Source organism: Thiomicrorhabdus sp. zzn3, from assembly GCF_029767755.1.
GTDB lineage: Bacteria > Pseudomonadota > Gammaproteobacteria > Thiomicrospirales > Thiomicrospiraceae > Thiomicrorhabdus.
The window spans coordinates 896,109-918,375 of sequence record NZ_JARUQS010000001.1 but is presented as its reverse complement, the minus strand read 5'-3'; the positions used below and the strand labels follow the sequence as shown (position 1 = coordinate 918,375).

The window sequence follows — 22,267 nt, the reverse complement described above, 5'->3', positions numbered from 1 at the left end:
AGTATTGAACGATTCAACTAAAGCCACTTTAAACCCACCAGGCCTGGTGGGTTTTTTATTTGATCAAAATAGGTGAGTCCGGTTTATGATTCAGTTCCAGGATATTGATTTACCCACTTTTTTAAAAGAGTACTGGCAAAAGAAACCTTTGGTGATTCGTAATGCCCTGCCCGGGTTTGAAGCGCCGGTGTCCGCCGAAGAATTGGCCGGACTGTCTCTGGAAGAAGAGGTGGAAAGCCGAATTGTCATTCAGCATGGCGAACAGGATTACGAACTGTTAAAAGGCCCGTTCGACGAAGCCACCTATGCGCAACTGCCGGAACAGAACTGGACCCTGCTGATTCAAGGCATGGATCGTTTGATTCCGGACGTCACCGACATTCTCAACGACTTCGATTTTCTGCCGCGCTGGCGCATTGACGACATTATGGTCAGCTACGCCACCACCGGCGGCAATGTCGGCCCGCATTTCGACCATTACGACGTGTTTCTGCTGCAAGCCGCCGGAAAACGCCGCTGGCAATTGACCTCTCAAGACTGCGACGAAACCAACTACATCGAAGGCGTGGACCTGCGTCTAATGAAAACCTTCAAGGTGGAAGAGGACTACGAGTTTGCAGCCGGTGATATTCTCTACCTGCCGCCCAAATGGGGGCATCACGGCATCGCCTTAGATGACGAATGCATGACCTACTCCATCGGCTACCGCACCTATCGCGGCCAGGAGCTGTGGGACAGTTTCGGCGATCATCTTTCGGAAATGGAGCGTTTCAAACAACTGTATGTCGATCCTCAGTGGCAGGCTGGTCTCAATCCGGGCGAAGTCACCGAAGCGGCGGTCGATCAGGCCCAGGCACTGTTGCAATCCATTCTGCAAGACAGAGGCCTGCTCAAAACCTGGTTCGGACGCTTTGCCACCCAACTCGATCAGGTCGCGGCACAGCAACTGCCGGAACCCCTGAGCGAAGAGGAAACGCCAACCATTGAAGACTTTGCCGGCGCGTTGCTGGTTGAACACGGCCTGATCAAAGACCCGGTGTGCCGCTTTGCTTACACTGAAACAACTGACCAACCGGCACTGTATATTAACGGTGCCATTTGGAACGATTTCGGTGCTCAGCCGGAGATGACCCGCAAACTCGCCAATCAGTCGTTTTTAACCCAGGATGAACTCGCCAGCCTCGTTCAACATCAAGGCAATTTAGCGTTGCTGTTTGATCTGTGGAAACTGCAATATTTGGTGTTTATTGAATAAATAAAACCATTAATTCATCCCATTCTAAAACTGAGCAGGCCTGTTGAGTTTCAGAGATCAACCAATCGAAACGAGGCATGTCTGGTTTCGGCCATTTCTCATTATGCAGGTAATGAGATGCCTAAGCCGCTTAATAAATAATAGTAGGCAACCACGGTTAATACTCCTAGTCCGGCAATCAGAATGGTGCGGTATTTCAATCCATGACGATGGTGCTGAATCCGGTCCTTATGGGAAGTGACATCCATCATTTCATCACCAAAATAGATTGATAGAAGTGTGCCTAGCGCGCTTAAAATTAAAATGCTCCAATAGGGATAAGGTGACGTCAGAATATGCTTAAGCAAGCGGGTTAAAAAGGTTAAGTCGTAGGAATCCGGGGTCGTAATCAACATAAATGCATTAAGGCCAACGGCTACAAACCAGAGCACAACCTGCGTGATTGACATCTTAATGTTGAACAAAAGGCGAATTGGAAACGCCAGAATAAAGCCGCCATCGGCAATAGGGGTACATAGAACAAAAAAACTCCAGGTCAGCAAGGTGACCGCCAACCCCGCAGAGCTCCCATATTTCCAGCTAACATATAAAAAATAAGCTACCAGAATCAACGCAAGAGCGATAAACTTGAGAAGCGTTTCTTTATGGGTTTCGTGCTTGATATGAAACTTTTCAGCTTGTGGTTCTATGAAAAACATAAGCAATTCACTTTTGTCTACAACGCAATGAAATACCAATATAACACTGTTCGTTATTTTTTAAATCGTATAGAGGTTGCTTATACTTCTTCTCGTTGAAAATATGTATGCTCTTATGAAGACCTATCACCTGGAACGCTTTGTTCAAGCCCAAGAAAACATCTATGCTACGGCCCTTTCGGAACTGAAAGCAGGACGTAAGCGTTCCCACTGGATGTGGTTTGTATTTCCGCAGATCGACGGTTTAGGGCACAGTGAAACCACGCGCTTTTACTCGATCAAAAGTCTTAAAGAGGCTCAGGCCTATCTAAACCATCCATTGTTAGGCCCGCGTTTACTCGAATGTACCCAAGCAGTATTGGCCCACCCGGATTCGACACTAATGGAGATTTTCGGCAAACCGGACAATAAGAAGTTTTGTGCCTGTATGACCCTGTTTGAATCTGTTGCCGAAAACAAAACCTTGTTTAACTCCGCCATCCAGCAATTCTGCAACGCTGAACGCAGCCAGAAAACCATGGATATTTTGCACCCCCTATCTTAGCCCTCTTTACCAATCTGGCACGGACAGTCTTGAAAAAATGTACCACTGCCTCTAGATAAGCTCAGTTGGATTGGTCACTTACACTATAATTCACTATCAATTAATACAGTCTCATTTTGAAGTGTTTGAAAACAAGGATTGAATCGATGCAACCGATGATTATTGACATTACGGCCGAAAATTTTCAGGAAATGGTCGTCCAGAACTCGTTTCATGTTCCAGTGTTAGTGGATTTTTGGGCTCCGTGGTGCGGGCCGTGCAAGCAAGTCATGCCGATGCTGGAAAAGCTGGCCGCTGATCTGGCCGGACGTTTTATCCTGGCTAAAGTCAACACCGAAGAACAGAAGGAATTGGCAGACCAGTTTCAGATCCGCAGCATCCCCAGTTTCAAGATTTTTCATCAGGGCCAGGTGGTGGAAGAACTGCAAGGCGCCCAGCCCTCTTCAGCCTTTGTGAACGCACTGGAAAAGTATATGCCTGCGGATGAATCCGAAGAGTTGCGTCAGGCCGCGCATCAGGCGTTTGCCGAGGATGATTATGAGAAGGCACTGGAACTGCTAAAAAAAGCGGCGGAAGCGAATCCAAACAATTTCCGCGTGCATTTGGATTTGGCGAAAATGTATTTTCAACGTGGGCATTTGGATCAAGCCAAGGCCTTGCTGGAAAAACTGCCGGATGAAGCCAAAGAATCGGCTGAAGGCCGTGGTCTGCTCGGCCTGTTCAAATTCACCGAAATTGTCGCCAGTGCGCCACCGATTGAAGAGGTGCAAAGTACATTGGCAGAGAATCCGAATGATCCGGATTCACTGTATGCTCTATCGGGCTATCTGATGCTACACAATCACCCTGAGAAAGCACTTCAGACTTTACTGAAACTGTTTATGGTCGACCGTGATTTTCAGGATGGCGTTGCCAAAAAGACCCTGCTGGAAATCTTTGAGATGCTTAAAGACGATCAGCCGGAAATGGTGATGCAGTACCGCAGAAAACTACAAAATTTAATGTTTTAACCTAAAGCATAAGATAAAAAACCGGCTAAGAATGATTCCCAAGCCGGTTTTTTATTTATACGCCAGGTAAGCTTTCCATTTACTAATCGGCGGTAATGGTTTTGGCATAACATAATCGATCCATATCCATCACCTCTACGGTAATCACCATCCGCCCTTTCACACAGCGTTTTATCGCAGCCAGCAAAGTTTTGCTGAGGTGTTTCTTTTCCGCTTCGGTTTTACCGATATGGATGCGACACATCGCATGAATAAAGCCGCAATCCGGCAACCCTAACTGAAAATGCGTCACTGGGTGCAGTCGAAGCTTAATGTTTTCTTCCTCAAACAGTTGAGTCGAGTTCACCGCTTCATAGGCTTCAGCCATAAAACCGGCCAGTTCCTCTTCGCACAGAGAGGTTTGACTGTACTCAATAATGATATGCGGCATAAACGTGTCCTTTGAGTCAATGTATACGGCCTGTCCGCAGCACTCTCTGTTTGAAACATCGAACAAGCCCTAGCCAAAAGCTTACTCTTAAAGCGTCAACAGTTCAAAGCCATTATCTTTAACAATATCGCTCATACCGCTGTGGGTCAGCACCGCCGAAGACGCATTTTCCGGTTTCAGATAACGCTCGGCTACTTCGCGCAACTCTTCGATAGTGGTAGAAATAACGCCTTCACGATAAGCCATACGCACGTCATGCGTACGACCATACAGCTGCTGATAGAACGCTTTTTTCGCTTCACCCGCCGGAGACCCCGGTTTATCCATGGCGCTGATTACATTCAATATCGCTTCATCCACCTTGGCTTGGGTCGCTTCGCTGCTCATCAGCCAGTCTTTGGCTTTTTCAAAGTCGGCATAAGTTTCCAGCAAACGCGGATCGCGGTAGGAGTAGAACACAAACGCTGCCGCTTCGGCATTAAAAGTGGCGCCGCCCCCATAAGCCCCGCCTTTTTCGCGCACGGCAGAATGCAAGAAGCCATTGCGCAGACAGGCCCCCAATACCGCCAGTTTCGGTGCATCGGCATGATCCGCCGCTACCGCCGGATAGGCTTGCGCGCAGAAGTTTACCTGAGTACTGGTGACCCAGGCCTGCTTGATTTGCTTGGCCGAACTTTCCAGACGGAACAGAGCGTCGTCCGACACGCCTTGCTGAATGCGCGACCAATGCTGTTGCATGCCGCTCAGCGCCTCATCATAACTGTGTTCGTCCGCCACCAGCAATGCCTGCTTTGGCGCTTGTTGGAGTTTTTTCTGGATCGTTTGCAGCTGCGATGCAAACTCTTCCAAAGCCGTCGGCTCTTTGAGTTTATCGTTAAACTGTTTTACAAACTGAATACCGGCGAAGCCGCTGCGATCAAACTTCCATTTTGCAATCGGGGTAAAGGTTTGCGTCGCCGCCATCATCGCCAGGCCATGTCCGTTTCCGGTAATGCCGTGATCGACGCTGGCGCGGATCTGCCCGATCAGATCTTTAATACGCGCATACTCGTCAAAGCGCGCCTCAAACAAGGTCTGCTCCATCAGCTCAGCCATGGCATGCTGATTACGCGCAAGCGCCTTAGAGGACAAAATAAAGTGACTGTGGAAGCCTTCTTTATCGCCCACGCGACTGTGCAGTGCAGAGCGTGCTGAAAGCCCACCAGTCACGGCCGCTTGATGCTCCTGGGTTTCAATATAGTTACGCCCGGCACTGCCCACTTCGGTCAAGCAGCTGTTAAACAGCGGTAAAATGGCTTTTTCATGCTCGCTCAGGTCCGGCAATTCCATCAATACCTGTTCGTACACCAAACCATTGGTACCGCATTGATAACCGCTGACCGGAAGTGAACCAATCGCCGTTTTTACGCCGGTGACGGTTTTAAGCTCCGCAGGAATATCCTCTTTCGTGACCTCCGGCAAAATGCTTGGATCATCCACCTGTTGCTGGCGTGCTTCCAGAGCAAATGCCTGCTCGATGATTTGCTGTTTTTCGGCTTCCGACAGGCCTGCTTGAATCTGTTGCAATCGCGCTTTTTCCGCTTCGGCTTCACGCTTTGCCAGCTCGCTGTCTGGCTTCATGACCAAGCGCACACGGTGCGGGTTATCAAGCAACCAGTGTTTGACCAGGCCGGGTATAAACTCCGGATCTTTAATCGCTTCTTCCAGTTCCTGTAAAGCCTCATCAATGTCCAGTAGTGCGATCGGATCGCCATCATGCAAGGCTCCCGGCAACGCATGCAGAATCAGCTGCAGACCGTATGGATAACTGTCTCCTCCCACTTCACGCTGGGAAAGTTCCAATTGATGCAGCATCGCTTCCACCTGATTTTGGGCCACGCCCTCTTTGGCAACGCGTTCCAGTTCATTGATAATCAGTGCTTCAATCGCATCGGCATGTTCCGGATCGGAACCCTGTACCCCCACCGCAAAGACCATCTCTTTGTTTGACTCCTCCAAACCGCATAACGGCGACGGCGCTGAAGCCAGTTCGGTTCCTTCCAATACTTTGCGCAGCGGGGAGGCACTGTTATCCAACAACACCGCCGAGAGCAGCTGCCCTTTGAGCACCTCTTTCGGATCCTGGTTCTGTCCCAGCAACCAAGCCAGCTCAATATGGGTTTTTCTTTGGGTGTCTTCTTCATCCAGAGCGTACAGCGCTTCAATGTTTTTCGGTTCTGTGAAGCGCTCTTCCAGCCCAACATGTACTTGAGGCACCGGCGAATCAAAACGCTTCAATGCCAATTCTTCAAACTGAGTTTGATGGGCTTCTGCACTGATATCCCCGTAAGTCATAAACACCGAGTTGGAGGGATGGTAGTGAGCCTGATGGAAATCGACCAGTTGCTGATAGCTCAGGTTGGGAATGTCGACCGGCTCACCGCCACTGTTATAGTGATAAGTAGAGGTCGGATAAAGCTCTCTGGTTAAGGTTTGCCACAGACGTGAAATCGGTGAACTCATCGCCCCTTTCATTTCATTAAACACCACCCCTTTAAAGGTCAATGGTGACGCCGGATTATCCATCTCTTCAAATTCCAGACGGTGCCCTTCCTGGGCAAAATCCAATGGATCCAAATTTGGAAAAAATACTGCATCCATATAGACTTGCAACAAGTTCTGAAAATCTTTTCTGTTTTCCGTGGCAAACGGGTAGGCCGTCCAATCACTGGAAGTAAAGGCGTTCATAAAGGTATTCAACGAACGGCGAATCATCATAAAGAAAGGATCACGTACCGGGTATTTTTCACTCCCACATAACACGGTATGTTCCAGAATATGCGCCACACCGGTCGAGTCCATCGGCACGGTTCTCAATGCCACTAAAAATACATTCTGGGGGTCGTCTGCCGCCATGTGATAATGTTCGGCGCCGGTGACCTTATGCCGGTAGTGCTCAACCGTTAAATTCAAGGTTTCAATCGTGTGGTGACCAATAAATTCGAATGCCGGATGATGTTTTGACATAATTTTATTTTCCGTAAAGTTCTCTTCAGAATGAATGTTTAGGGGGCCTGAATAACGTCAGGTTGTATTCAGTTTTTATAGGCATGCCGACTGAATTTTCAATCGCCAAAGACAATAAAAAGCCTATAAAAAAGGCCATTCAGAATCACTGAACGGCCTCAATTTGAACAGGCCTGCCCAAAAGCAACCTGCTGTTGCCAAGCTGTTATTTATCGGCGTCTTTCATAGACAGCTTCACACGACCTTGCTTGTCGATGTCCGTCAGTTTTACGCGAATCTCTTGCCCCTCTTTCAGGTAATCCTCGACATTCTCAACCCGCTCTTCGGCGATTTGAGACACATGGACTAAACCTTCACGACCAGGCATGTAGGCCACAAATGCACCGAAATCGACGATTTTCTTAACCACGGCATCGTAGGTTTTACCAATTTCCGGTTCTGCCGTAATCTCAGCAATACGCGCTTTCGCAAGATTGGCAGCGTCTTCATCCACCGCGGCAATCTTCACATTACCGTCATCGTCGATTTCAATCGTACACCCGGTTTCTTCGGTTAACGCACGAATGGTCGCACCACCTTTACCGATGATCTCACGCACTTTCTCTGGCTTCACTTTTACATTGAAGAAGCGCGGTGCCGTGCCGGCCACCTCAGCGTTTGAAGAGGTAATGGCTTTAGCCATTTCGCCCAAGATATGCAAACGTCCTGCTTTCGCTTGATCCAAAGCGATGCGCATAATCTCTTCTGTGATTCCGTTGATCTTAATATCCATTTGCAAAGCGGTGACCCCTTGGTCGGTACCCGCCACTTTAAAGTCCATATCGCCCAGGTGATCTTCATCGCCCAAGATATCGGACAGTACGGCAAAACCGCTCTCTTCTTTGATCAGCCCCATCGCAATACCCGCAACAGGTGCAGCAATCGGCACGCCCGCATGCATCAATGACATGGACGTACCACAGACAGACGCCATTGAGCTGGAACCGTTAGATTCGGTAATTTCCGAAACCACACGGATGGTGTAAGGAAATTCGTCTTCAGTAGGCAACAGTGCCGCTACTCCGCGACGCGCCAACATACCGTGACCAATTTCGCGGCGCCCCGGGCTACCAACACGACCACATTCACCGACTGAGAATGGCGGGAAGTTATAGTGCAGCATAAAGCGGTCATGGTAAGACCCCGTCAATTCATCAACGATTTTAGCGTCCTTCTCGGTACCCAGAGTGGTCACCACCAAGGCTTGTGTTTCACCACGAGTAAACAGCGCTGAGCCGTGTACCTGCGGCAGCACGCCGACTTTACATTCAATCGGACGAACCGTTTGCGTATCTCGACCGTCAATACGCGGTTCACCAGCCAGAATGCGTCCACGTACAATCTCTTTTTGCAGCTTACCGAACATCCCTTCGATTTCGCCGGCATCAAACCCATCTGGATTCACATCGCTGACAGCCAGGTTTTCAAGCGCTTTGCTCTTAGCCGCATCCAACGCCGCGTAACGTTCCATTTTATCGGAGATTAGATAAGCCGCCTCAACATCGGCACGAATCAACTCAAACACCGCCGTTTTCAGAGCGGTGTTTTCTTCCGGCGCCTGCCATTCCATCATCGGCTTATCGACTTTGGCGGCGAATTCCTCGATCGCCTTGATCGCCACCTGCATCTGCAAATGACCGTACATCACGGCGCCAAGCATAACATCTTCAGGCAGTTCCGCCGCTTCCGACTCGACCATCAACACCGCATCGGAAGTACCGGCCACACTCAACTCCAGGTCAGAAGTTTCCAGGGCTTCCGGGCTAGGATTCAACAGGTATTCTCCATCGCGGTAACCGATAATAGCGGCACCGATTGGGCCATTAAACGGAATCCCAGAAATAGACAGTGCCGCAGAGGTTCCTAACATTGCAGGCACTTCAGTCCCCACTTCCGGGTCCAAAGCCACAACGGTTGCAATAACCTGCACTTCGTTCAAGAATCCTTTTGGAAACAGGGGGCGAATCGGACGGTCAATCAGACGAGACGTCAGCGTTTCATTTTCCGATGGGCGCCCTTCACGCTTCAGAAAACCACCTGGAATACGACCTGCCGCATAAGCTTTCTCTTGATAGTTAACCGTTAACGGAAAGAAATCTTGTCCCTCTTTTACCGTTTTGGATGCCACAACCGTGACCAGAATACGGGTATCTCCCATTCCAATCATTACCGCTGCGTCAGCCTGACGCGCGATTTCACCGGTTTCTAATGTAACTTCATGTTGGCCATATTGGAATGACTGGGTAATTTTAGCCATGAAAACCTCTTTGATATTGGCTCCAATCGATCGAAACCTGAATCCCTAAACACATTTCTAATCAATGACTTGCTTAGGGATTCAGGCTATTGGTTTACGTATCCATACAGAGCCGGATAAGAAAAATAACATAAATCCGCTCCATTCTACTCTTTATTGTCGTTTTAGCGAACCCTTAATCGACGCTAATTACGCTTAATTTGCATACAGAAACGACTTGTATTCGTTTATCCCGGTTCATAAGAATATTCAGGCAAAAAAAAACCCTGCAAAGCAGGGTTTTTAGAGACTTGAACGCGCTATTACTTACGCAGACCAAGACGTTTGATCAGGCTCAAGTAACGCTCACCGTCTTTCTTGTGAAGGTAATCCAACAACTTACGACGACGGCTAACCAAACGCAACAAACCAGTACGTGAATGGTTGTCTTGCTTGTGCTCTTTAAAGTGTTCAGTCAAGTGCTTAATGCGGTGTGTCAACAAAGCAACTTGAACTTCTGGTGAACCAGTATCACCTTCACACGTAGCGTATTCGGCAATGATTTTCGCTTTAGCTTCAGCGTCAAACATATTTTTTCTCCATAGGATCGGTTTGAATCAAAATTCCAACCTCCGCAACCGATGACAGGGGCTGAAACGCAGTATTTTACGGATTTAACCAATAACTGCAAGTGTTTTAAGCACTTACCATCCGATTAACGCTTACCGTAACCGTGAACGTAATTTTCCAGTGCATTGATATCGTCACCCATATGACGAATCAGGTTGTCCAGACTGACAATTGCGTTTTCCAGAATGTTTACCGCAATGTATGGCTCTTCCACCTTCAAGCGGTCATACATCGGACGTGTCAGCACCAACATTTTTACACCTTTCTTACAGGCACTCATTTTCAAATTACGCGGTTTACGGTCAAAGAAAGACATCTCACCAACCAGGGTACCATCGCCCTGTTTACCGACTTCAGCCTCTTCAGACCCTTCACCGCTCGAAAGCCTTACCTTTCCTTCAATGATAAAGCCTAGCGAATCGCCAATTTCACCTGTATCCGAAATCACTTCACCACCGGCATAATCTTTTTCCTGCAAGTAGGTGATCAACTTTTCCACATCGGCTTTAGTTAAAGATTCACAGATAAAATGGGTCTGAAAAAAGTTAAATAGTTCTTTGGCGCTCATGCTAATCATATTATTCTCCAAGCAAATTCAACGGGCTATTTGTCATTATGAAATTAGAATTATTTTAGTCTCTGTTTACAGGCTTCTGCGCAATAAATGAGGCCACTGGCCGCCCGTCAGGCAATTTCTCTATTTTATCAGTAATGATTCGATAGTCGGCAAAAACTTCACTAAGCTCCCCCTCTTTCAGCAGGAAGTTGGGGTTTTTAGGGGAACCGTAGGCTTCAGCGCCCTCGGTAAAGGTTTGAAACACCACAAAACCGCCCGGCTTAATCATCGCATCAATTTGGGTAAACAGCGCACGGTTCAAAAAACGCATCACCATCACCAAATCGAACTGGCTATCAGGGAGGCAACCCTCCTTTTTAAGATCGCAACATTTCCATTTCACACTGGCACCACTGTTTTGCGCCAGTTGCTTTGCACGTTTGATGACACGATTTTCATGATCGATACCGATCACCTGCCAACCCGATTTGGCCAAATAGACCGCATCGCGACCACCGCCACAACCAAGGTCAATCGCAGTCGGTTTACCCGGATTCGGCCCTGACCGTTGCGCAGACCAAACCGTTTCCACAAACTGCACGACTAATTCATTTGGCTTCCACAGGCGTTTGGACTGACTGCCAGAAGTAAACAGGCCTGGTAGTTGTGACTCCCATTTTTGCAGACTTTCAAAGGAGTCAATCAACAGCGAACCACTGATTGCATAGCCTTTATAGTCTAAAAACGCTGACGCCTCTTCAATGGCCTGTTCATCGCCAACCAGGAACAGTTGCGCTGGCGCCGCCGGCAATTCATTGAGTCTTTCCGGAAGTTCTTGCCAAGGCATCGAGGTGGACTCTTGAACATGCGCCTGCTTAAATTCATTAAACGGGCGCAAATCCAAAATACCGTCCCCTTTAAACAGGCCTGCCGGTTTCACTATGCGCTCTCCTTCACGCTGCTTTCGAGATTAAACACGCGCTTTGGCTTCAGAAGCTGATATTTTTCAACCCATTCCCCCACGGCAAAAAACACCCCCTGATCATCGTAGAAACGCACCAGCTCCGTAGGCGGCTGCTTCAATTTCAACGCCTGCCCATGTTTGATCAAAGAGGTTTGTTCTGCATCCAGATCAATCCGATCCAAATGCTGCAGGGCAATATCTAAAGGTTGCAGACAAGCAAATTTCTGCTGTTCAATCTCTTCAAGTGTCAGCATATCATCGCCTTTCAGGCTGCCGGTTTGAATGCGATGCAACGCCGTCAGATGACCAACCGTTCCCAAGGCCTTAGCAATGTCCTCACCCAAGGTACGCACATAGGTACCTTTGGAGCAGAGGACGCGAAACACGATTTGATTAGGCGCAAACGAAATCAGCGCCAATTCCTTGATCTGAATCGGTCTTGCCGGGCGCTCGATTTCAATCCCCTGGCGCGCATAGTAATAAAGCGGCTTACCCTGATGCTTGAGCGCGGAATACATGGGAGGGACTTGCTCAATCGCTCCCTTAAATTGACTGAAAACCGTTTCTATTTGCTCTTCGTTCAATTCTGGAATCGGAAGCGTTTGAATGATCTCGCCTTCGGTATCCCCGGTATCACTCTGCTCTCCGAGCTTGAGAGTCGCAATATAACCTTTATCAGCATCCAGCAACAGTCCAGACACCTTGGTCGCTTCCCCTAAACAGACAGGCAGCAATCCCGTAGCAAAGGGGTCTAAGGCCCCGGTATGCCCGCCCTTTTTAGCGTTAAAAATCCGAATAACTTTCTGCAGGATGCCATTGGAAGACACGCCTGCCGGCTTATTGAGCAGAACAATGCCGTTGACATTGTCGCGGGGTGGTCGTCGATACTGCGCCATTTATTTGTTTAATGCTTTATTGATCAAATCTTCGATATACGCGGCGTGCTCAGGCACCGAATCATAGTAAAAACGCAAATCAGGCACAATGCGCAAGCGCAAACGATTACCGAGTTCACTGCGCAGATAGCCCTTGGCTTTGTCCAATGCCTGCTGGACGTTTTGCACCTCAGGATCCTCCTGATTATGACCGATTAAAGCAAAATGCACTTTTGCAATGCTCAAATCTTTGGTCACTTTACAATCGGTCAGATTGATTTTCTGAAAACGCGGATCCTTCGCTTCTCTTAGCAGCAACTCCGCTAAGGTTTTCTTAATCTCTTGTGCCACCCGCGTCGGGCGACTTACAGTTTGTTGACTCATCTCTTTTTCTCTAAACGTAAAAATGCCCCGTTTGGAGCATTTTTAGTGACATTCTAACTATTTCCCAAGCCTAAAATCGGCGTTTCAAACTGGTCAGGCCTGGCAGGTTGTTAAGGTGTCATCAATTAATCCAGCGTACGTTTGACCTCAACGCGCTCGTAACACTCGATCTGGTCGCCAACCTTAACGTCATTATAGTCTTTCACACCGATACCACATTCGATACCTTTGTTAACCTCCATAACGTCGTCTTTGAAGCGACGCAGCGACTCCAGAACACCTTCGTAAATCACCACATTGTCACGCAGAACACGAATCGGGTTATTACGCTTCACCGTTCCTTCACTGACAATACAACCAGCGATCATGCCGATCTTAGGCGCCTTGAACACATCACGCACCTCGGCCACACCCACGATCTCTTCTTTGAAGTCCGGTGCCATTTTACCTTCAATCGCACGTTTCACTTCATCCACGATCTCATAGATGACGCTGTAATATTTCAAGCCGATGCCTTCGCTGTCAATCAAGCGTTTTGCCGTGGCATCTGCACGCACGTTGAAACCAACCACCAGTGCATCGGAAGCAATCGCCAGGTTCGCATCGGTTTCAGAAATTCCACCCACACCGGTAGAAACGATATTGACTTTCACTTCATCGGTAGACAGCTTAGTCAACGCATCTGCAATCGCTTCTATCGACCCTTGTACGTCGGCTTTCAAGACGATATTAATACTCTTAACATCCCCTTCCGCCATCTTATTGAACATATTGTCCAGTTTGGCTTTTTGCTGACGCGCAATTTTAAGCTCTTTGAACTTACCTTGTCGGAAAGTCGCTGCTTCACGCGCTTTACGCTCGTTGTCGACCGTAATCATCTCGTCACCGGCGGCCGGAACACCAGAAAGTCCCAGAATCTCAACCGGAATCGACGGCCCGGCCGAATCCACTAGCTCTCCGGAGTCACTGACCAAAGCACGGACACGGCCGTACTCCATACCGCACAGCGCAATATCACCTTTTTTCAGGGTGCCGCTCTGTACCAGAACCGTCGCTACCGGTCCACGCCCCTTATCCAGACGTGATTCAATCACGACCCCTTTGGCGTGACCTTCGGTTGGTGCTTCCAGTTCTAACATTTCCGCTTCTAGAGAGATCGCATCCAACAGTTCATCGATTCCCATCCCCGTCTTGGCAGATACCGGCACAAACTGCACGTCGCCACCCCAGTCTTCTGGTACAACTTCTTCGGCGACCATTTCCTGCTTAACGCGTTCTGGGTTAGCGGTTTCTTTATCCATTTTGTTTACCGCAACCACAATGCCAACGCCAGAGGCTCTGGCGTGCTGAATCGCTTCTTTGGTTTGCGGCATAACACCGTCATCGGCGGCCACCACTATGACCACTACGTCGGTGACTTTCGCACCACGGGCACGCATCGCGGTAAAGGCGGCGTGACCCGGAGTATCGATAAAGGTAACCCCACCCTTGTCCGTATCGACATGGTAAGCACCGATGTGCTGGGTAATTCCACCGGCCTCACCGTGAGCGACTTTGGCTTCACGAATGTAGTCCAACAAAGAGGTTTTACCGTGGTCAACGTGTCCCATAATGGTCACAACGGGAGAACGGTGTACCGTTTCACCATGATACTCTTGGCTGGTCACTTCGTCTTCGATCGTGACTTCGTTGTAGGCAACCGGCTTATGCCCCATCTCCTCAACAATCAGCATCGCTGTTTCTTGATCAAGCACCTGGTTAATCGTAGCCATCGTCCCCAAGTTCATCATCATGAACTTGATGACTTCACCCGCTTTAACCGCCATCTGCTCAGCCAATTCAGAAAGTTTAATGCTTTCTGGAACTTTCACTTCACGTACAACCGGTGCTGTCGGCTTCTGGAAACCGTGCTCAGATTGAACAGGCTTCTTAGCCGCAGGCTGTTGACTTTTACGCTTTTTCAGACGACGCAGATTGTCTTCACTTAGAGAAGATTTTTTCTCTTTTAGTCCTTTTTTGCCTTTTGGCTTCTCGTCGTCTTCTTTTGCTTCCTCTTTATGGCGGGTTTTCTTGCCTTTTTTCGCAGCCTTGGAGTGGTCTTCCTTAACCGGCGGTGGGGCGACCACATCCAGGTTTTCGGCAACGGTTTCTTCTTCAACCGGTTGCGCAGTTTCAGCCGCCACCGGCTCTTGGGTCACCGCAGTCTCTTCGGCCTTAGGCGCTTGCTTGGTGGCTTCAATCGCGGGTTCCGCGTCAGCATGAACCGGTACCGCTTCCTCTTCAACCGCCTCTACTTGTTCGGCTTCTGGTTTTTTAACGTAAGTGCGTTTCTTACGCACTTCAACATTCACCGTGCGTTTGCCAGCACCGGAACCCGAAGAAAGATTCAACGTCTGCTTACGACGAAGCGTCACTTTTTTGGGCGCCTCCTCAGCACTCTCACCATGCAAGCTTTTCAAATACGCTAACAGCGTACGCTTCTCTTCTTCGGTAATGGTATCGTCTGCATTTTTACCTTTAACCCCAGACGCATCCAGTTGTGAAAGTAATTTTTCTACAGAAAGGTTGAGTGTTTCCGAAAACTTTTTAATTGATACTTCTGCCATTGAAACTCTCCCTTTAATCTTCTTATTCGAACCATGGTGCACGTGCTTTCAGAATCAACTCACCGGCTTCGGCTTCATCAATATCCAAATACTCAAGCAGTTCGTCTGTGCCCAGTTCCGCCAGGTCTTCTTGAGTGATCACACCATTTAAGGCCAATGTTTTTGCCATCTCTGCGGTCATGCCTTCCAACGCCAGCAGATCTTCCGCCGGCTCTGCCAAAGCAGCACGTTCTTCTTCTGCAATAGCTTGTGTCAACAACGCATCTTTAGCGCGCTGTTTTAATTCTGAAACGATATCCTCGTCAAACCCTTCAATTTCCAGCATTTCAGCGGCTGGAACATAGGCCACTTCTTCCAGAGAGGTGAACCCTTCGGAAACCAGCACTTCCGCCAACTCTTCGTCCACATCCAAAGCGTTGATAAAGGTATCGATCTGATCACGCGACTCGGTTTCATGCTTAGCTGCCATGTCGCTTTCGGTCATGACATTCAACTCCCAACCGGTTAGTTCTGACGCCAAGCGGATATTTTGACCGTTCTTACCGATGGCCTGAGAAAGCTGGTCATCCGCTACCGCCAAATCCATGACGTGCTTATCTTCATCAACCATGATGGAAGTGATTTCGGCCGGTGCCATCGCGTTGATAACGTATTGCGCATCGTTTGCGTCCCACAGCACGATATCAATGCGTTCACCGTTCAATTCATTAGTCACCGCCTGAACACGACCGCCTCGCATCCCCACGCAGGCACCGATTGGGTCTAAACGCGGATCATTGGCGCGGACTGCAACCTTAGCGCGGAAACCAACATCGCGTGCCGCACTCATGACATCAATCAAGTCATCGCTGATTTCAGGCACTTCGATTTTGAACAGTTCAATCAGCATCTCTTTACAGGCTCGAGACATAAATAACTGCGCACCACGTGGACGATAAGTGACTTCTTGCAAGTAAGCGCGAACGCGATCACCAATACGGAACGCCTCACGGTTAATCAACTCTGAACGAGGAATCACGGCATCAACGTTATCGCCCATATCCAAAATCACATCGCCACGATCGATGCGTTTCACTTGTCCTGTAAGGATCTCGCCCACACGCTTGCTGTACTCTTCTACAACTTTTTTACGCTCGGCTTCACGGACTTTCTGAATAATGACCTGCTTTGCCGTCTGTGCGCCGATACGACCAAAATCGATCGACTCCATTGGTTCTTCAATGTATTCACCCACTTCAATGTGCGGATCAATATCCACGGCATCCATCTGACGGATATACCAACCGACGTGATCTTCGATTAGCGTATCGTCTTCAATCACTTCCCAACGACGGAAAGTTTTGTAATCTCCTGTAACACGGTCAATTTCAACACGTGCATCCAGTTCATCATCATGGCTTCTACGAGTCGCGGTGGCCAACGCTGTTTCGATGGCATCAAAAATGATTTCTTTATCTACACCTTTTTCATTTGCCATGATTTCAACAACGGCTAAAACTTCTTTACTCATTATTCACTCGCTCTAAATAATTTGGATATCCGTTTCAACGCACTTCCATTACTTTTCAATAAGATACAAAAGAAATGCAAGACTTTAATTAAAATTCTATTTCAAGGTTAGCTTTATCAATCAGGTTAAACGGAATTTCATATTCTTCTCCGTCTACCTCTACGACAATCGCATCATCCAATACGTGCAGCATTGGCCCTTTGAATTTTTTCCGACCCAAAACCGGGGCCGCGGATCTTACTCGAACACTCTTGCCTTCATAGCGTTTAAAGTGTTCCGGTTTCATCAGGGGACGGTCTAACCCAGGAGAAGACACTTCTAGGGTATAAGCATTCTCAATCGGGTCTTCAACATCCAGTACGGCACTCACCTGACGACTGATGTCAGCACAGTCATCCACCGTAATCCCGCCTTCCTTATCGACAAACAAGCGTAAGGTCGAGTGACGACCTGCCGAGATAAACTCAACTGCCCATAACTCAAACCCCATACTTTCGATCGTCGGCGTTAACAACTCTTCTATTTTTTTCTCTAATACCACGTAATGTTCCGTTCTATTTAACCTGCCCGCATTCCAACGAGCTTGGAATTTACCCAGTTTAAATAACAAAAAACCCCGTAAAAACGGGGTTTTTTAAAATTTAAACGCCTGCTGACACTCTGTTCTGCCGACGTTTAATCAATATTTTTAAAAAATCTGCGCAAATAATACGGCCACAACACCATTTTGTCAAGAAAATTATCAATTATTTCATTGTTTTATTGAGCATTATCCAAATGATTAATAACCGTATTTGAATCCTGTCTAGGATATTGTAATTTAAGAAAAATCAGTGCCGTCATGATGGCATCGCTATAGGCATCATGCTGGCCAAAATTAGGAATTCCCAAGCGCTCCAAAATAACATCAAAGCTTAGATCAATGTTTGGCTGCGTGATCGAATGCTTCACCTCTTGCAGACGACGCTGATAATAGAGCTCAGACACTTCTATTTTCGGATTAGGCAGTTTAATTCCAAGCCAAGGCTCAATAATTTGGTTCACCATCGCCACATCAAACTCCAAATAATAACCCACCAATGGTGCGGAACCGATAAAGTGAAGAAAGCGTCGCATCGCTTCTCGCTCATTAACCACTCGCTCACTGGCCTGTTGCACATCCTGATTACGAATATGATGCACCACAATACTTTCGGCCGAAATCGGTTGAAACTGTTCAATAGTCAGATTCAAAGCCTGGCTGGCTAACACTTGGTTACCTTTGATCTTGACGGCGGACAGCGTAATAATCCGATCTTTTTGCGGATCCAGCCCGGTGGTTTCACAATCAAAACAAACGAAGCCGTCGGCTGCTTCTGACCGTTCATACAGAAACGCAAATTCCGATTCCTTAAGTCGTCTTACCCCATAGCGGCGACGCCAACGGTCTAACATACTTGACAACCACTTCCCCACAACACTACCCAACTTCATGTAGCTTAAAATGGCGTTGCAATCGCTTTTTAAATCGATCAACCACAGCAAACGCCTGTTTCAGCAAATCTTGCTGAAGGTGAGACAGACTCTGCAAAGCGACCTTATTGTCAAGCTGACCTTCTCCGCGGCCCTGTGCCTTTTGTTCCAGCATTGATTGCAGGCGCAAGGTATTGAAAAAGTTTAAGGTCTCCCCTAACTCAATCCCAAACTCCTCATCAAATACATTTAAATCCATTAACGCTTTAATTCGCCAGTGGGTGTTCGTTTGCTGCAAACGAGCCTCCAAAGCGTAACAGCGTACCCCGTGAACGATAGGGAAAATCCCGCCCTTTTTCAGATCAATCTTGTCACTGCCGCCCTGTTGCTCGGAAATAAAGCCACCCAAGAAGCCGATCGGCGTTTCAAACTGCAGAGCAGCCTTGGCAAAATGGCGCAGAAACATCTCATTGTCGTCTAAACGCGAAAACAGAAGCTGACGCATCTGTTGCAAATAACCTTCTTGGCCGTAAACAGTATGGGCATCATAAAAAATCGCCAAATTCATAAAGCTGTCCGCACTTGGACGATCAAACCACGCTTTTAGCTGGTTCTTAAAATCACGCAAAGAGGCCCGCCACATCGGATTGGACACCATAATGTTTCCCGGACATGCTGGGAAACCGATGGCCAACATCGCCCTGCTGAAACGTTCCGCCGCATGTTGCAACTGGCCGATTTCTGCCGGCTGCAAATGATCATACAAAATCGCGTTATCCTGGTCAGTACGCAACACTTGTTCGGAACGCCCTTCACTTCCCATAACCAACAAGGCAACACGATCCAGCAAAGCCTCCGGCATAACCAATTCAAAAAGTTTATTGATCAGCTTGCGGTGCAGCTCATTCACTAACTTGGCAATGTAGTGCGTTTTAATCCCTTTATGGTGTAGATTTTTGACCAGTTCATCGACATGCTCGGCCACTTGTTGCAACTCGGATTGTGAACAGGCCTGCTCGATTTGCAGTAGCGCCAGCCCGGACTGATTGGCAAACAGTCCCATGAGATCTTTCTGGGTAAGAAACCCTTTTAAACCGTGATCGGAACGCACCACCAAGCGATCAATTTGATAACGCGTCAGCTTTAACAGGGCATTAAACAGATAATCAAATTCATGCACCGTAATCAATGGCTGACTGACATACTCTTTAACCGGAAAGCGGGCGTGCATCTCTGGCTGCGCCATGATTTTGACCAAATCGGTCGAGGTCAACAAACCGTATTCTACCGTTTGCGCTTGCGGCGTCTCCAGCTTGACCACGCAAGCATCGGCTTCATTACTGACCAGCGCCTGTGCCACTTCCTGAAGGGTCGCGGCCTCCGACACTTCAACCAGTGGACGGATCGGGGCAGAACACACCGTATCCATCATCACCTCGGTAGAGGCCGCCACTTGCTGTGATCGATGCCAGGCATTCAACTTCTCCACAATACCCGCTTCAAAATGATGGCGAAAGGCGGCATGCTCGTTCAAGAATGGAATAAAGATATCGCCAGAAAGTCGGTAAAGAATGGCCTCTTCCACCACTTTAAAATACAGCCCCTCGTTTTCTGAAGACTCAGAAAGCAGCGCTTTTTCACCGAAGAAACCGCGCACCCCGTAATTAGCGACCAACTGTTCCTGCTGGTACTCTGCCACCCGCCCTTTGATAATAAAATAGAGATCATGACTTTCCTGTCGATTCGGTGTCATCACAGAACCGACAGGAAAATAGACCACATCCATTTGCTCAGCCAAATAATTGCGCTCTGCATCCGTGAGTTCATTAAACGGCAAGATATGTTGTAGAAATTCCGCTTGCTGCTGAATGGCCATACTTTTTCCTTAAAAGACTAATAGGTAAGCAACCAATATAAAACAAACAAAAAAGGGGCTATATCATCATAGCCCCTTTAAGTGTTTTTTCCTAACTCGAAGACCCGATCAAAACGGATAGTTTGACCAGGCCTGTCAGGTTTAGCGCAACCAGTTAGTGGTTAGCTGCACCTTCTGCACCAATACCCGTTTGAGAGCGGATAAACTGGGCTTCAAAGCCATCGATATCCTCTTTCGCACGAGCAGATTTATCGGTAATTGAGAAGAACCAAATACCCACAAATGCAATCACAACCGTGAATAGCGCAGGGAACTTATATGGCACGATTGCATCGCCCATACCTAGGATTTGAGTCCAAACCACTGGCCCCAAAATAACCATGACTACGGCAGAGATCAGACCTAACCAGCCACCGATAACGGCACCACGTGTGGTCATCTTGCTCCAGAACATGGACATGATCAACACAGGGAAGTTGGCAGAAGCGGCAATCGTAAAGGCCAATGCAACCACGAACGCAATGTTCTGATCCTTAAAGCCGATACCGAACAGAATCGCCAAGCCACCAATCACCAAAGTCGCAATTTTCGCAATCTTAGTTTCTTGCTGTTCAGTCGCGTTAGGGTTGATCACGTTTGCATAAATATCATGCGACAGTGCTGAAGCACCCGCCAACGTCAGACCGGAAACCACCGCTAAGATCGTTGCGAAAGCGACCGCCGAGATAAATCCTAAGAAGAAGTCACCACCGATCACATGTGACAAGTGAATCGCCGCCATGTTGTTACCACCGATCAGCTTCGCGCCGTCCATATATTCAGACGCAACGACCAGCGCGATTGCACCGAACCCGATGATGAACGCCAGGATATAGAAGTAACCGATGAAACCAGTTGCATAGAAAACCGACTTACGCGCTTCTTTTGCATCTGGAACCGTGAAGAATCTCATCAGGATGTGTGGCAAACCAGCAGTACCGAACATCAGAGCAATACCCAGTGAGATCGCATTGATTGGATCAGAAACGAAACCACCTGAGTACAGAATGTTCATATCACCACCGCGGTTTTCAACCGCTGTTTTGAACAGCGTTTCAAAACTGAAGCCCATTTGGTACATAACCGCCAACGCGATAAAGGTAGAACCTGACAAAAGCAAAACGGCCTTGATGATCTGTACCCAGGTCGTCGCCAACATTCCACCGAAAGACACATATGCAATGATCAATACACCAACCAATACAACCGCATAGTTGAAGTCCAGACCAAACAGCAATTCGATCAGTTTACCGGCACCTACCATCTGTGCGATCAGGTAAAGGATAACCACGGCAATCCCACCGAAAGCCGCCAATACACGGATTGGCTTCTGCTGGAAGCGGTAAGCGGCAACATCAGCAAACGTATATTTACCCAGGTTACGCAGACGTTCAGACATCAAGAATAGAATGATCGGCCAACCTACCAAGAAACCGATGGCAAAAATCAGACCATCGTACCCTTTCAGGTAAACCATCCCGGTAATTCCCAGGAAAGAAGCCGCTGACATGTAGTCACCCGCAATCGCCAAACCGTTTTGCAAACCTGTGATTCCCCCACCGGCAGCATAGAAGTCTTTAGCAGACTTAGTACGCTTAGCGGCCCAGTAGGTAATATACAAAGTCGCACCAACGAAAATGATGAACATTGAGATCGCCGACCAGTTGGTCACCTTCTCAGCAGGCGCTTCCATGTCAATTCCAGCGGCAAATGCCAATGGTGCAAATAGCAGACCCATTAGGGCAAATAATGTTTTAGTCATTGTCGTCATTATTCAACCTCTTTCTTGATCTGTGCGGTTAATTCATCAAAATCTGCATTCGCTTTTCTAACGTAGTAACCCGTTAACAAGAACGCAAACACGATAATCGCAACCCCGACAGGGAAACCGATTGAAATGTGTTCACCACCGACAATTGTCGTAAAAAACGCCGGATCAAATGCCAACAGCAAAATGTAGCCGTAATAGACAACCAACATTGCGATCGACAGCCCCCAAGCTAACCCGGAACGTTCTTTAACCAGCTGATGATATTGTGGAAGACTTTTAATCTTCTCGACCTTAGACTGATCCAAAACCATTCTCCTCTTCGAGATAATTGTATTTATAGATTACGTGTTTTACAGCAATAGGCGCCGCAAAAAACCACCCTATTA

Annotated in this window: 19 protein-coding genes; 3 read left to right on the top strand and 16 right to left on the bottom strand. The window is 48.0% G+C overall.

Translation table 11 applies throughout. The features are described 5' to 3' along the window. Window positions 1-85: 85 nt before the first annotated feature. A complete protein-coding gene (locus tag QCB44_RS04165) occupies window positions 86-1,255 on the top strand; it encodes a cupin domain-containing protein (RefSeq protein ID WP_279408077.1) in 1,170 nt (389 codons plus the stop codon). Between the two features lie 101 nt (window positions 1,256-1,356). Here the strand turns inward: QCB44_RS04165 and QCB44_RS04160 are convergent, their stop codons facing one another. Continuing rightward, window positions 1,357-1,953, bottom strand: a complete 597-nt coding sequence (locus tag QCB44_RS04160) for a hypothetical protein (RefSeq protein WP_279408076.1) — start codon at window positions 1,951-1,953, stop codon at window positions 1,357-1,359. Between the two features lie 115 nt (window positions 1,954-2,068). Here QCB44_RS04160 and QCB44_RS04155 point away from each other — a divergent pair, with 115 nt between their 5' ends. Together QCB44_RS04155 and trxA are read left to right on the top strand one after the other, a co-directional pair. Continuing rightward, window positions 2,069-2,497: a DUF1810 domain-containing protein gene (locus tag QCB44_RS04155; protein ID WP_279408075.1), complete on the top strand. Its 429-nt coding sequence runs from the start codon at window positions 2,069-2,071 to the stop codon at window positions 2,495-2,497. Between the two features lie 146 nt (window positions 2,498-2,643). Further along, entirely contained in the window at window positions 2,644-3,507 is an 864-nt protein-coding gene (gene trxA / locus QCB44_RS04150) for a thioredoxin (RefSeq protein ID WP_279408074.1), read from the top strand. 82 nt (window positions 3,508-3,589) lie between these two features. Here the strand turns inward: trxA and QCB44_RS04145 are convergent, their stop codons facing one another. From QCB44_RS04145 to QCB44_RS04075, 15 genes are all read right to left on the bottom strand, one after another. Continuing rightward, window positions 3,590-3,937 (bottom strand): hypothetical protein, encoded by a 348-nt coding sequence (locus QCB44_RS04145; protein WP_279408073.1) that lies wholly within the window; start codon window positions 3,935-3,937, stop codon window positions 3,590-3,592. An 87-nt stretch (window positions 3,938-4,024) separates the two neighbouring features. Continuing rightward, complete coding sequence (locus tag QCB44_RS04140) at window positions 4,025-6,943, bottom strand: insulinase family protein (protein WP_279408072.1); 2,919 nt, start codon at window positions 6,941-6,943, stop codon at window positions 4,025-4,027. A gap of 205 nt (window positions 6,944-7,148) precedes the next feature. After that, window positions 7,149-9,239 carry a polyribonucleotide nucleotidyltransferase gene (pnp, locus tag QCB44_RS04135; protein ID WP_279408071.1) on the bottom strand — a complete coding sequence of 697 codons (2,091 nt, stop codon included), beginning with the start codon at window positions 9,237-9,239 and terminating at the stop codon, window positions 7,149-7,151. A gap of 302 nt (window positions 9,240-9,541) precedes the next feature. Beyond that, entirely contained in the window at window positions 9,542-9,808 is a 267-nt protein-coding gene (rpsO, locus tag QCB44_RS04130) for a 30S ribosomal protein S15 (RefSeq protein WP_279408070.1), read from the bottom strand. Window positions 9,809-9,933: 125 nt separating this feature from the next. Next, window positions 9,934-10,425 (bottom strand): cyclic nucleotide-binding domain-containing protein, encoded by a 492-nt coding sequence (locus tag QCB44_RS04125; protein WP_279408069.1) that lies wholly within the window; start codon window positions 10,423-10,425, stop codon window positions 9,934-9,936. Between the two features lie 55 nt (window positions 10,426-10,480). Then, a complete protein-coding gene (locus QCB44_RS04120) occupies window positions 10,481-11,344 on the bottom strand; it encodes a methyltransferase domain-containing protein (protein ID WP_279408068.1) in 864 nt (287 codons plus the stop codon). After that, window positions 11,344-12,264, bottom strand: a complete 921-nt coding sequence (truB, locus tag QCB44_RS04115) for a tRNA pseudouridine(55) synthase TruB (protein ID WP_279408067.1) — start codon at window positions 12,262-12,264, stop codon at window positions 11,344-11,346. Before truB ends, QCB44_RS04120 begins: the two co-directional genes overlap by 1 nt. Next, a complete protein-coding gene (gene rbfA, locus QCB44_RS04110) occupies window positions 12,265-12,627 on the bottom strand; it encodes a 30S ribosome-binding factor RbfA (protein ID WP_279408066.1) in 363 nt (120 codons plus the stop codon). Between the two features lie 125 nt (window positions 12,628-12,752). Then, window positions 12,753-15,233 carry a translation initiation factor IF-2 gene (gene infB, locus QCB44_RS04105; protein ID WP_279408065.1) on the bottom strand — a complete coding sequence of 827 codons (2,481 nt, stop codon included), beginning with the start codon at window positions 15,231-15,233 and terminating at the stop codon, window positions 12,753-12,755. Between the two features lie 22 nt (window positions 15,234-15,255). Continuing rightward, complete coding sequence (nusA, locus tag QCB44_RS04100) at window positions 15,256-16,743, bottom strand: transcription termination factor NusA (RefSeq protein WP_279408064.1); 1,488 nt, start codon at window positions 16,741-16,743, stop codon at window positions 15,256-15,258. Between the two features lie 88 nt (window positions 16,744-16,831). Next, the gene (gene rimP, locus QCB44_RS04095) at window positions 16,832-17,284 is read right to left on the bottom strand and encodes a ribosome maturation factor RimP (RefSeq protein WP_279408063.1); all 453 of its coding nucleotides are present in this window, start codon (window positions 17,282-17,284) and stop codon (window positions 16,832-16,834) included. 218 nt (window positions 17,285-17,502) lie between these two features. Next, entirely contained in the window at window positions 17,503-18,177 is a 675-nt protein-coding gene (locus QCB44_RS04090; RefSeq protein ID WP_279408062.1) for a 3'-5' exonuclease, read from the bottom strand. A 25-nt stretch (window positions 18,178-18,202) separates the two neighbouring features. Continuing rightward, window positions 18,203-20,071, bottom strand: coding sequence for a putative nucleotidyltransferase substrate binding domain-containing protein (locus QCB44_RS04085; RefSeq protein WP_279408061.1), 1,869 nt, complete (start codon window positions 20,069-20,071; stop codon window positions 18,203-18,205). 154 nt (window positions 20,072-20,225) lie between these two features. Continuing rightward, a complete protein-coding gene (locus QCB44_RS04080; RefSeq protein ID WP_347710091.1) occupies window positions 20,226-21,872 on the bottom strand; it encodes a cation acetate symporter in 1,647 nt (548 codons plus the stop codon). Window positions 21,873-21,880: 8 nt separating this feature from the next. Next, window positions 21,881-22,192, bottom strand: coding sequence for a DUF485 domain-containing protein (locus tag QCB44_RS04075; protein WP_279408059.1), 312 nt, complete (start codon window positions 22,190-22,192; stop codon window positions 21,881-21,883). Window positions 22,193-22,267 lie beyond the last annotated feature (75 nt).